Here is a 12,787-nt window from a genome sequence, read left to right as displayed (position 1 = left end):
TTGACAGGCATTACGAAGACATTTGTCCCTTTTTATTCGTCTTTTCCAGAGATTTTTCGTAACTTTGCCACTTCGTAGAGTGAACGGTATTTTTTTACTTGGCTTTATGAACTTTATAAATGTTATAACTTTACAAACTTGAAATAGAAATATATGAGCAAGTTCAAGAGAAATTTGGTTACCACGGCGTTGCCTTACGCTAACGGTCCCGTGCATATCGGGCATCTGGCAGGTGTTTACGTGCCCGCTGATATTTACGTGCGTTACTTGAGAAAGAAGGGTGAGGAGGTTGCGTTTATTGGCGGCTCGGACGAGCACGGGGTACCTATCACGATCAAGGCGCAGAAGGAAGGGGTAACCCCGCAGGATATTGTTGATCGTTATCACAAGATTATTAAGGATTCATTTGCCGAGTTGGGGATCTCTTTTGATATATATTCCCGCACGAGTTCGAAGACGCATCACGAGTTGTCGTCGGCGTTTTTCAAGAAACTTTATGACGAGGGGAAGTTTATAGAGAAGACTTCCATGCAGTTCTATGACGAGAAAGCGGGGCAGTTCCTTGCCGACCGTTATATTATAGGTACATGCCCCCGTTGCGGGAACGAGCGGGCGTATGGCGACCAGTGCGAGGCATGCGGCACGAGCCTGAACGCTACCGATCTGATAAACCCGGTATCCGCTATCACGGGGAATAAACCGGAATTGAAGGAAACGAAACACTGGTATCTGCCTTTGGATCAATACGAGGGATGGTTGAAGGAGTGGATTCTGGAGGAGCACAAGGAATGGAAGCCGAACGTTTACGGGCAATGCAAATCGTGGTTGGATAGCGGTTTGCAGCCTCGCGCGGTGACCCGTGATTTGGATTGGGGTGTGCCTGTCCCGGTAGAGGGTGCCGAGGGGAAAGTGCTTTACGTGTGGTTTGACGCTCCTATCGGTTATATTTCCGCCACGAAAGATCTCACGCCGGAATGGGAAAAATACTGGAAAGACCCGGAAACGCGCATGATTCATTTTATCGGTAAGGATAATATCGTGTTCCATTGTATTATTTTCCCGGCGATGTTGAAAGCCGAGGGATCTTATATTTTGCCGGACAACGTGCCTGCCAACGAGTTCCTGAATCTGGAGGGAGATAAGATTTCCACGTCCCGCAACTGGGCGGTTTGGTTGCACGAGTATCTGGTGGATTTCCCCGGGAAACAGGACGTGTTGCGCTACGTGTTGACCGCCAATGCACCGGAAACGAAGGATAACGATTTCACGTGGAAGGATTTCCAAACCCGCAATAATAGCGAGCTGGTGGCTATCTACGGGAATTTCATCAACCGCACGCTGGTGCTGACGCAGAAGTATTTCGATAATATCGTGCCGGAACGGGGTGAATTGACGGATTACGACAGGGAGGTTCTTGCCGAGATACCGCGAATCATCGAACGCGTGGAGAAGAGTTTGGATACGTTCCATTTCCGCGACGCTTTGAAGGAAGCGATGAATCTTGCCCGTCTGGGTAATAAATATCTTGCCGATACCGAACCTTGGAAAGTGATCAAGACGGACGAGGCGCGGGTGAAAACCATTTTGAATATCTGTTTGCAGATTTCGGCTAATCTTTCCACTTTGATGGAACCGTTTATGCCGTTCTCTTCACGAAAGTTGCGCGAGTTCATGAATATCGACGCGATCGAGTGGAGCAAGATGGGGGACGGCGTGATCCAAGCGGGACACGAGTTGGGACAGGCAGGATTGTTGTTCGACAAGATCGAGGACGACGTGATTCAAGCGCAGGTTGATAAACTGCTTGCCACGAAAAAAGCGAACGAGATGGCGTCCGTCACGGCTGCTCCCGCGAAGGAGAACATCAATTATGATGATTTTATGAAGATGGATATTCGCGTGGGTAAGATTATTGCCGCCGAGAAAGTGGCTAAGACGAAGAAGTTGATGAAATTGACTGTCGATACGGGTATCGATCAGCGGACTATCGTGTCGGGCATTGCCGAGCATTACGCACCGGAGGAGGTGATCGGGCGGCAGGTGAGCGTGCTGGTGAATCTGGAGCCGAAACCGTTGAAGGGGATTGTGTCACAAGGCATGATACTGATGGCGGAGAATGTCGACGGGACTCTTTCTTTTGTTACTCCCGATAAGGAGGTGAAACCGGGATCGGAGATACGATAACGGGGAAATGAACAATTTTTGAAGAATATACTTTGAGGCTGCCATTTTTTGGCAGTCTTTTTTTTGTTTTCTTGTTTGGATGATTTGTTATAAAATTTCAGAATAGGGAGGTGAATTAGGATTTTGTTAACTTCGGTTCACGAGGAGATGTGATGGTGTTATGTGTTGATTATCAGTTGTATTTGTATTGAAATGTAATTCTTAAAAAAATAGTTGTCATTTTTAAGACTAACAAATATTTAACCTTACCTCAACTAAAGTATAACAGTAATAATCTCATTTTCATGGAGTAATGCCTTACCTTTGTATCGTAAGAAATTACAAAAGCCAATATGGCAAGAATGAATAAGAATAATAATTTAAAAAAATAATGATATGAAAAAGTATATTGTATTAGTTTGCATCGGAATGTTAGCATTGTTTGTAGGTGGAATCAGTTTAGCAAAAACTCAGACTAACGGAATCGAGTGTGCTTACGCTAAGCAACAGAATCTTAACGCTACTTCCAAGGTCGTGAAAGTACAGAAAGTGGGAAAAGATGTGATTTACGGTCCCGTGAGTTTGCCCGAGGTGGTTGTAAGCACGAAGAGGAAAGCTTGAAACGGCTTTTGTAAAGAATAGGAAAACGAGGCTTTTGACAGGCCTCGTTTTTTATTGCCCGAATATTTGCCTTGTGTGTATCGTTGCATTTATTTTGGATTGACAAAATAATCCTTATTTTTGTATCTGAATACTAGATGACGAACCGGATGCAGGCTATAAACATTCATTCAGAGGAGTTTTTGGAAGATTTGAAACAAGGAAGACAAGAGGCTTTCCAAGCTTTGTTCATGTCTTTTCATAAACCCTTGTGTTTTTTTGCCGCCCGTGTCGTGAGGGATGGCGAGGAGGCGGAGGATATCGTGCAGGAGGTGTTTCTCTCGTTTTGGAAAATGGAGCGGGAGAGTTTCCCCAATTTGAAAACGATTAAGACTTTTCTTTATAATAGCGTGCAGAATCGTTGTTTGAATTATTTACGGAATTTGGAGATTCGGGATCGGAATTACCGGAATCTGAACCGGGAGGAATTGGACGAGGATTATTTCCTGTGCCAGCAGATTCGTGCTGAAATTATCGCGGAGCTTTTCGGGGCAATAGACGAATTGCCGGAGAAGAGCAAGGAGATTTTCAAGAAATCGTATATCGACGGGCAGGAGGATAAGAAGATTGCCGAGGAGTTGGGAATTTCGTTGAACACGATTAAAACTCAAAAGCAACGGGCAAAGTCTTTTTTGAGGGTACGTTTGGGGGATTTATTCGTTTATGTAGGGATGTTCTTCCCGGGAATCTAAAATATTTTTTACTTCCGTGTCACCCATTTGCCGGACGAGTGTGTTTCTGGTGTAAATGAACGTGAAAGATGGGAATAGAAAAGGAAATACATGAATTGATTATTGCTTATCTGCGGGGAGATATTTCCACGGAGGAACAGGTTGTGTTGCGGGAATGGTTGGTGCGGGATCGTCGTCACGGGGAGTTGTTGGAGGAGTTGAAGAGTAAGGACGTGCTCCGGCGGGATGCGGTTATTTATGCCTCGTTCGATACGGCAGGACGATGGAAGAGGTTGCGGCAGGAGATGAATAAGGTGCCTTGCGGGAAATCCCGACTATTGCTTCGTTGGGTGGCGGTTGCCGCGGTGTTTGCTGTCGCGGTTTTGACCGGGGTGTTTTATTGGCAGGCGTATGACAGTCCGGGGGTGGAAGTGGCGGAGAGTGTACGGATTCTTCCCGGAAGCTCGCACGCCGTGTTGATCACGGAGAGCGGAAAACAAGTATCGCTTTTGGGATTGAAGGATACCACGCTTGTGTTTGCCGGAAATGAACGCGTGGAGATCAGTGAAGACGGTCGTTTGAAATATCATCAGACTACAGCTTCGACTATACCGGAATGGCATACATTGAAGATCCCGCGGGGTGGTGAGTTCCAGATTACGTTGGATGACGGGACGGAGGTTTGGTTGAATAGTGATACCGAGTTAAGATACCCGTCACATTTTGTCGGGACGGAAAGGCGCGTGCAATTGACAGGAGAGGCTTATTTTAAAGTAGCACCGAACGAGGAGGCTCCTTTTATAGTAGATACGAGGGGAATGGATGTAAAGGTGTTGGGGACTTCTTTCAATTTATCCGTGTATCCGGATGAAAAGGTATGTCACGCTACTCTTGAGAAGGGGCGGATACAGGTAAACGATAAGGAGAACGGGAAGCAGGTGGTGTTGAGCCCGGGAGAGCAGGCGGTGTTGTCGGGAGAGATGTTGGAGGTGCGAACGGTGAACACGAGGTTGTACAGTTCATGGATAAAAGGACGTTTTTCGTTCGCGAGCGAGGATTTGGAAGGGGTTATGCGAACATTATCGCGTTGGTATAACATGGAGTATGTTTTCTCGAATGTCTCGATGAAGGATAAACGTTTCACGGGAACTATACCGAAATACACGGAGATCTCTCAAGCGTTGAAGATGATAGAGATGACTTCCGACGTGCAATTCAAAATACGGGGAACGACGATTATTATACAATAAAAAACAGGAAGTGCGGCTAACACGTCCTGTCTTAAGTGAGAAATTGATTTTATCACAAACAATTTAACATTACAAAGTTATGAAAAAAAAACCGAATGTAAGAGCGGGGGAACCTGCTTTTAGGAAAATTTGTACAGTTATGAAACTATGTCTTGTTCTATCTTTACTGGCGGTATTGTCCGTGTCTGCACGCGGTGTGGCGCAGAACGTGAAACTGTCTATGGAGAAAAAGTCCGTGAGTTTATTGAATGTGTTGAATGAACTTGGGGAGAAGTCCGGTTATGAGTTTTTCTACAATGATGACGAAGTTACCGGGGTAAAGGTGTCCGTGTCCGCGAAGGACGCGACGGTGCAGGAGATTCTGGACCAAGTTTTGAAAGGAACGTCATTGACTTATCACATCGTGGATGACGTGTTTATTATTACCCCGAAGAAAGCCACGGATGAGAAAAAGAATGTATGGCGGATTTCCGGGGTGGTGAAGGATAATAAAGGTGAGCTTCTGCCCGGGGTGACGGTAGTGATAAAGGGTACACAGACCGGAACGGCGACAGACGCGAACGGAAAGTTCAAAATAGAGTTTTTGGATGCTGAAAAGAAATCCGTTACGCTGGTATTCTCTTTTATCGGAATGGTCACTCAGGAACGGGAGATAAAAGAGTACGTGAAGGAGGGACTTGAAATAGTCATGCAACCGGACGAGGAAGAACTGGAGGAAGTTATTATTACCGGTATGGGGAATAAGGCTAAAAGCAGTTTCACGGGTTCGGCAACTGTCGTTAGCCGTAAGCAGTTGATGAGCGTGGGGACAAAGAGTTTGTTACAGAGCTTGGCGGCTTTTGTTCCGGGGCTGCAAATCGTGAAGAATAATGATATGGGGTCAGACCCGAACACGAGACCGGAGATTCTGATTCGCGGCCGGAGTAGTTTCGAGGGTTCTTCCAATGTACCGACCTTTATCGTGGATGGGGCTGAGGTCGATTTGGATTATGTTTTCGATATGGATATGAATGATGTGGAAACGGTGACCGTGCTGAAAGATGCTTCTGCTTCCGCGTTATACGGTTCTAAAGCGGCAAAAGGCGTGGTGGTTATCACGACAAGACCTTTGCGTGCCGGAAAGTTGAGGGTTTCTTACAGCGGAACGTTACGGACTTCGATACCGGATGTGCGGGATTATGATTTGTTGAACGCGGCGGAAAAATTGGAGTACGAGCGTTTGGCTAAGGTGTATGATGATAGTGGAAAATGGCAATACGAGAAAGATGCCGTGTATAATGAAAAATTCAAGCGGGTACGGGAAGGTGTGAATACGGACTGGTTGTCCAAACCGTTACGTAATTCTGTTTCACAAAATCATAATTTGAATATTGCCGGGGGGGATGAATATATCCGTTATACTCTGGGAGCCCGTTACGGTTCGGAACAAGGGGTGATGAAAGAATCAAAACGTGATCGTTATTCTTTGAACTTCAGGTTGTCGTATAATAAACAGGATAAGGTTTACGTGTCGAACACGACAACGATTACCTCGGTGAATAGCGAGGAATCACCTTATGGTACTTTTAATAAATATGTCGAGTTGAACCCGTATGATCGGGCTTATAATTTGGATGGAACGTTGAATAAGGTGTTGAGTTTTGATGTTTCCAATCCGTTGTTCGAGGCGACGCTGGGAAGTTATAATCGAAGTGAACAATTTTATTTGAATAACGTGCTTGATTTGCGCGTAGAGGTGTTGCCGGGTTTTCGGGTGGAAGGTTTTTTCTCGCTGAATAAGTCAAAAGACGATACGGAGAAATTTACTTCTCCGGAGTCGCACGAGTTCAAGAATAAGGATGCTTCGGAATCCGGGAGAATAGAGGTGTCGAATAATAAAGCGATGACTTATGAAGGACGTGTTACTCTGTCTTATAATAAGATGTTCGGGACGGGAACGTTGTTGAACGCGATGGGGGGCGGAAATATACAGTCCTCGGAAAAGAATGGTAATGGTTACGCGGGGGTGGGACTTTATTCGGATAAACTGGGACATCCCGCTTTTGCCACAAGGTATCCGGAAGGTGCGACCCCGAGCGGGAATCAGGATTTGGAACGTTCCATGGGATTGTTCTTGAATGCTAACGTGATTTATGATGACCGTTATTTTGCCGATGCTTCAATCCGCTATGAAGGGTCGTCCAAATTCGGCAAAGATCAGCGTTTTACGCCTTTTTGGAGTTTGGGGTTGGGGTGGAATATTCATAAAGAGAAATTTTTGAATATGTCTTCGACGGATAGGATTAAGTTGCGCGGGAGTTTGGGATACACTGGTAACGCTTCTTTTTCTCCCTATCAGGCAATGACAACATATAAATATGATGCAGGTTTGGATTATGATAAGGGAATAGGGGCGATTCCCATGGCTATCGGCAATCCGGATCTGAAGTGGGAGAGGGCGTTGACTTATAATGTCGGGTTGGATGTCGTTTTGTTTAAGAACCGGCTGGATTTCACGTTGGAATATTATAGCAAGACAACGGATAATTTGCTGTTGGATGTGGCGAAAGCTCCTTCCGTGGGAACGACCACGGCAAAAGAGAATATGGGTAAATTGTTGAATACCGGTATCGAGTTCCAGACCCGGGTGGTAGCGGTTTCCAATAAAAGTTGGAATTGGTCGCTATCGTTGAATATGCAGCATAACGAGAATAAAATTAAAAAGATCAGTAATGCCTTGGAAAAGATGAATGAGGAGTTGAATACGGCGGAGGGGACGTTGTTGCCACCCCCTGTTTACGTGGAAGGAGAGTCATTGAGTGCCGTGAAGGCCGTGAAATCCGGGGGTATTGATCCGGCTACCGGGCAGGAGGTTTTTATTGACCGGTTTGGTGTCCCGACTTTTATTTATAATTATTGGGATAAGCGGACGTACGGGGATTCGGACCCAACGGTGTCCGGGACGTTGGGTACCTATTTGACGTTTAAAGGTTTCGCTTTGAATATGTTGTTTAATTACGAGTTGGGTGCGACGGTTTATAACCAGACGTTGGTGACTCGGGTTGAAGGTGCCAATCCGCGACGGAATGCAGATAAACGGGTATTCCAAAGTCGCTGGAAAGAGGTGGGGGACCGGGTGAAATATAAGGATATTGCGGATCAGACAACTCCCGATATTACCAGTCGTTTCGTGCGGGACGAGTATATGATTAATATGCAGAGTTTGAGTCTTTCATATGATTTTACCCCGGAGATTTGTCAAAAACTTTATTTAAGCCGTTTGAGGGTGGAGTTTTTGATGAATGACGTGTTCCGGGCTTCAACGATCAAACAGGAACGAGGGTTCTCGTACCCTTTTGCCCGGAGTTTCGAATTCTCGCTTAGTGCAGCATTTTGATACGAACTACTAAAACGAATGATATGAAAAATAGAAGATATATTTGGATGGTGATGCTGGTACTATTCTCTTTGGGTAGTTGTAACAGCTTTTTGGATATCAAGCCGGAGGGTGAGCTGGTGCAGGATGAACAATTTAAAGATGTGCAAGGATACCGGGACGCAATGTACGGGATTTACGCGTCTATGGCACAGGGGGAGTTGTACGGGATGATGATGAATTGGGGATTGGTGGATGTTCTCGGTCAGCAATTCGGGGATGAATACGGACAATTTGCTGATGCAAGTGACGGGTGGGCTGGAAGTAAATATGCTTATATTAAATATGCCTCGATTTATGATTATAAGGATCAGCGGATGGAAAAGCAAATTGAATCTGTCTGGACGAAGTTGTACGAGTGTATTTCTTACGTGAATAATGTGATTGTCAACATAGATAGAGAGGATTTGAATAAAGATCCTGATCTGAAGTTAATCAAGGGAGAGGCATATGCGGTGAGAGCTTTTTTACATTTCGAGGTGATGCGTCTGTTCTGTGATAATTACCGGATGAATCCCGACGCGGGCGGTGTTCCTTATGCCTATACTTTTGATTTAAGTAATAAAAAGGTATACACGTTGGCGCAATGTTATGACAATGTATTGGCGGATTTGAGTGAGGCTGCCCGTAGTTTAGCCGAGGATGGCGATATTTATAATACGACAACAGTAGATTCCTATCATAAAAAACGTTATTCACATTGTAATTTGTATGCGGCGTGGGCAATTAAGGCCAGAGTATTTTATACTAGAGGGGATTTGGATAGTGCCGCTTATTATGCTGAAAAGGTGATTGCTTCCCCGGGAGTGGGCTTGACGGAACGACAGAACTTTGAGCATGTAAAACGCTACGGTACGCACACGGAATTAATTTGGGGGTTATTTACCAACAAGATGTACACGGATTATAAAGAATTGTTCTTGCAGAGTGCCGTTACCTTGAATGCAACGTTGCGGGCGGATATAAAGGCTTTATATGAGGTGTCGCAATTCACGGCAGATAGTAAGGATTTGCGTTACACGAGTTTTTTTCAGGATAAAGGGTACGAGGGGCATTTCTTTATTCGATTATTAAGCCCGACGGAAGGGGCGAGTAATAAGCCGACACAGTATTTTAACGGAACTTGTCTGGTACGTTTGCCTGAAATGTACTATATTTTAGCTGAGGCTAATTATTCGAAAGATAAAGAGAAGGCTCTTGGTTATTTGAACGCGGTTCGCGGTAGCAGGGGATTGGCTGACATTGAAGCTTCGCTGGTGGATTCTCAAGATAAATTTCTGAAGGAGATGACGAGGGAACGCACGAGGGAATTTTACGGGGAGGGGCAGATGTTCAGTTTTTACAAGTGTCATAATTTGGGTTTTCGAGATTTTCTGGATAAAGTGGATGTGGTTCCGTCTAAAGATGTATTCGTTCTCCCGTGGCCCAAGTCCGAACAGGAGTATGGAGTTACTAACCAATAAAATGTAAAGAGATGAGAAAGTTATATATATTGTTGATTGTGTTTACAGTCTCTCTGTTTATAGGGTGTGATGAAAATGGAGAGAGCGGGTATTATGAGGATAAAGACCGGATTTATTTTGTGAAGGACAGTCTTGTTTGCCGGTTGGGGGAGATGCAGATGGATGTGGAAACTTACACGGTGAAGGTTCCGGTGAAGGTGTTGGGGCAACCTCTCGGGGAGAATCGAATGTTTAAAATAAACGTGAATCAAGAGTTGACAACAGCCCCGGGAGATTCTTATACTTCATTGTCGACAGAATTTGTGGTGGACAAGGATTCCGTGAACGCGTATATCCCGATAGAATTGTTGAGGAGTAGGATAGACCCGATGGTGGACACGGTGTACCGGATCGTGTTGGATCTGGAGGCAAATGATATGTTTGGGTTAGGGGTACAGGAAAAATTACAAAGTAAGGTTGTGTTTAGTAATTATTTGCAGGAACCTGATTGGTGGTATGCTTTAGAGGCTATGTACTGGGGAGCTTATAGACCGGAGAAGTACCAGAAGATGATGGAGTTCTGGGGAGGAGCGATAAGTTTTGAGGACTACATGAATAGTATGGTTAAAGTGATTCTGTGCGGGAAAAAGATGTATGATTACTTTAAGTTGCATCCCGAGTATGGCATGGAATTTCCCGAAGCGGCACCATGGCCTTACGAATAGTAGATTTTTAATGGATTAAAAAGCAAGACAGATGAAACAATTGATATTAATAGCAGGTGTGTTGTTTTCGTTGATAGGTTGTTTGGACGATCAGACGAAAATGGGTGAAAATGCCATTTCTTACTTGTCGTTTAAGACGGAGTTGGATACGTTGTATTACACGGAAAGAAACGTGGAGTTCGAAATTGAAGCTCCGGAAATGAAACAGGAAAGTCAGGATAAGGCTTTATCGTATGAATGGCAGATTAATTATGAAGTGGTTTCCACGGAGAGAGTTTTGAAACATGCTTATGATAGTTGCGGACTTTTTCCTTGTCGATTAAAGGTGTATAATGAGGACGGGGCTATTTTCAAAGAATTTAAATTACGGGTACCTAATCCTTATGACGAGGGGCTTTTACTGTTAAGTAAGTATGACGGGCGTTCCATGATTTCTTTCCGCAATGATAATTGGCCGGAAAGAGGGTTTGAAAAGGATGTGTACGCGTCGAATAATCCGGGAATACCTTTGGGTGCCGAGCCGGTTGCCGTTGCTTGCTCTCCAACGGAATATTATACTCCCTATATTTACGTCGTGACCGAAAATCCTTTTCGCTTTTTGAAATTGGATTATTATACGATGGAGGTGTTGGACGAGGTATCCTACCCGGAGGAGCGGGTGGACCGGATGTTAGAAAAGGATTATTGTTTGTATATTATGACTGATGGAAAAACGTTGGATTATGATTGTCATAACGCATATTTCCGAAATAATCTTCAGCAGGGATTGACAGGAAAGTACGGGAGTTTTCCGGATGCGGAGTTATCCGATAAAGCTGTCGTTTATGGAGGAAAGTGGAATTGGTACTTGCTGGTATTCGATATGAAGAATCAGCTTTTGTTTAGCGAGAGGGATATCGAACCTTATCAGATCAAAGTGGGGGATGAAGTTGTTGAAGCGAGTGAAATATATGATATGCTTCTTGGTGTGAGCGAGGAGGATATACTTATTTTGTTGAAAGATAAGAACGGGGAAAATAAGGTGGTGTACCTGAATATTTCCTTGCAATACGTGGGTTGGTCGAAAGTATCGGTTTGGGAGTTTAAATCAGTTTATCCGGCAGCGGCAGAAATAAATAAACAGAGCGTATTCGCGTCAAGCACGAAGGAGAATATCTTGTATTATTCGGTCGGGAATGAAATTTACCGGTATAATTATTTGTCTGCGGGAAATTTCCCGACGAAATCGGATTATACGGTCGGAGTTTCCGGTAGTTTGATTAAAAAGATTATACTGAATGATGATAAATCCGAGATGTATGTGGCGGTGGATGCTCCGAGTGGGGAATATCAAGGTGCTGTTTATTGTTATGATATTGAAACGAAAGAGTTGAAATGGAAAGAAGAGAACGTTGCCGGAGAGATCGTGGAAATGTTGTATAAACCTAGAAATCGTAACTATAACGAGGACTGATTGTTAATTCTGAATTATTGAAAGGATGTTGACGAATAAATCTATTCGTCCGGTAAACTGTTATATAAATCATAGTATGGAAGAACCAATTTTGAAAGTGGAAAACCTGTCGCACCGTTACAGTGTGCAGTGGGCGATACGGGACATTAATTTTGAAATTACGCGGAATGGTGTTTATGGTTTGCTCGGCTCCAACGGAGCCGGCAAATCCACCACGATGAACATTATCTGCGGGGTGTTGAAACAAACCGAGGGTAACGTGTTTATCAAAGGGGTGAATATGCGGGAGAATCCGGTGGAGGCCAAAAGGCATATCGGGTTCTTGCCGCAGAAACCGCCTTTGCACACGGATCTGACGGTGGAAGAGTACTTGTTGTATAGTGCCCGGTTGCGCCAGATATCCAGAGCGGAAGAGGATAAAGCGGTTACGGAGGCATTGGAACGATGCGGAATCGGTCATTTCAGGAAACGGGTGATTCGGAATTTGTCCGGAGGGTATCAACAACGCGTGGGAATTGCACAGGCGATTATTCATCGTCCAGATTTCGTGGTATTGGATGAACCGACGAACGGTCTGGACCCGAATCAGATTCTTGAGATTCGTCATTTAATTAGAGAAATCGCGGAAGATTGTACCGTGATTTTATCTACGCACATTCTATCGGAAATTCAGGCAACTTGTAGCTATATTCGTATGATCGGGCAGGGGACCTTGGTATTTTCCGGGACAGTCGATGAATTTGATAATTATATCTCACCGAGTACGGTGTTCGTGACTTTGGTGGAAGCTCCGCCAATAGAGGAGTTGCAACAGATTCCGGGAGTGGTGGGAGTGGAAGAGTTGGGTGGACCGAATTATCGGTTGCGATTTAGTGATTTGCCACAGGAGGTCATCGAGAAAGTGGTAAAAATAAGTGTGGTTAAAGATTGGCGTTTGACAGAGATTCGGATGGAAAAGACGTCTTTGGATGATGTGTTTGCCGAATTGTCAAAAAAGAAGAATTAAAA

General features: G+C 44.6%; 9 protein-coding genes. All 9 read left to right on the top strand.

Annotated elements, in window-relative coordinates:
* Positions 1 to 153: 153 nt before the first annotated feature.
* The 9 genes from metG (at position 154) to Q5866_RS07600 (ending at position 12,785) form a co-directional block, all read left to right on the top strand.
* Positions 154 to 2,184: a methionine--tRNA ligase gene (gene metG, locus Q5866_RS07640; protein ID WP_303179759.1), complete on the top strand. Its 2,031-nt coding sequence runs from the start codon at positions 154 to 156 to the stop codon at positions 2,182 to 2,184.
* Between the two features lie 375 nt (positions 2,185 to 2,559).
* Positions 2,560 to 2,784, top strand: a complete 225-nt coding sequence (locus tag Q5866_RS07635; RefSeq protein ID WP_099294257.1) for a hypothetical protein — start codon at positions 2,560 to 2,562, stop codon at positions 2,782 to 2,784.
* A 149-nt stretch (positions 2,785 to 2,933) separates the two neighbouring features.
* Positions 2,934 to 3,515 carry an RNA polymerase sigma-70 factor gene (locus Q5866_RS07630; RefSeq protein WP_292269520.1) on the top strand — a complete coding sequence of 194 codons (582 nt, stop codon included), beginning with the start codon at positions 2,934 to 2,936 and terminating at the stop codon, positions 3,513 to 3,515.
* A 68-nt stretch (positions 3,516 to 3,583) separates the two neighbouring features.
* Complete coding sequence (locus Q5866_RS07625; protein ID WP_303179758.1) at positions 3,584 to 4,744, top strand: FecR family protein; 1,161 nt, start codon at positions 3,584 to 3,586, stop codon at positions 4,742 to 4,744.
* A 139-nt stretch (positions 4,745 to 4,883) separates the two neighbouring features.
* A complete protein-coding gene (locus Q5866_RS07620) occupies positions 4,884 to 8,120 on the top strand; it encodes a SusC/RagA family TonB-linked outer membrane protein (RefSeq protein WP_303179757.1) in 3,237 nt (1,078 codons plus the stop codon).
* Between the two features lie 23 nt (positions 8,121 to 8,143).
* Positions 8,144 to 9,622 (top strand): RagB/SusD family nutrient uptake outer membrane protein, encoded by a 1,479-nt coding sequence (locus Q5866_RS07615; RefSeq protein WP_303179756.1) that lies wholly within the window; start codon positions 8,144 to 8,146, stop codon positions 9,620 to 9,622.
* 11 nt (positions 9,623 to 9,633) lie between these two features.
* Positions 9,634 to 10,326 (top strand): DUF4843 domain-containing protein, encoded by a 693-nt coding sequence (locus Q5866_RS07610; protein ID WP_303179755.1) that lies wholly within the window; start codon positions 9,634 to 9,636, stop codon positions 10,324 to 10,326.
* Positions 10,327 to 10,357: 31 nt separating this feature from the next.
* Complete coding sequence (locus Q5866_RS07605) at positions 10,358 to 11,779, top strand: hypothetical protein (protein WP_303179754.1); 1,422 nt, start codon at positions 10,358 to 10,360, stop codon at positions 11,777 to 11,779.
* A gap of 76 nt (positions 11,780 to 11,855) precedes the next feature.
* Positions 11,856 to 12,785, top strand: coding sequence for an ABC transporter ATP-binding protein (locus Q5866_RS07600; RefSeq protein WP_303179753.1), 930 nt, complete (start codon positions 11,856 to 11,858; stop codon positions 12,783 to 12,785).
* The last annotated feature ends 2 nt before the right edge of the window (positions 12,786 to 12,787 follow it).

Source organism: uncultured Butyricimonas sp. (assembly GCF_959596855.1).
Classification (GTDB): domain Bacteria; phylum Bacteroidota; class Bacteroidia; order Bacteroidales; family Marinifilaceae; genus Butyricimonas; species Butyricimonas muris.
This window is presented reverse-complemented; position numbering and strand designations above follow the sequence as displayed.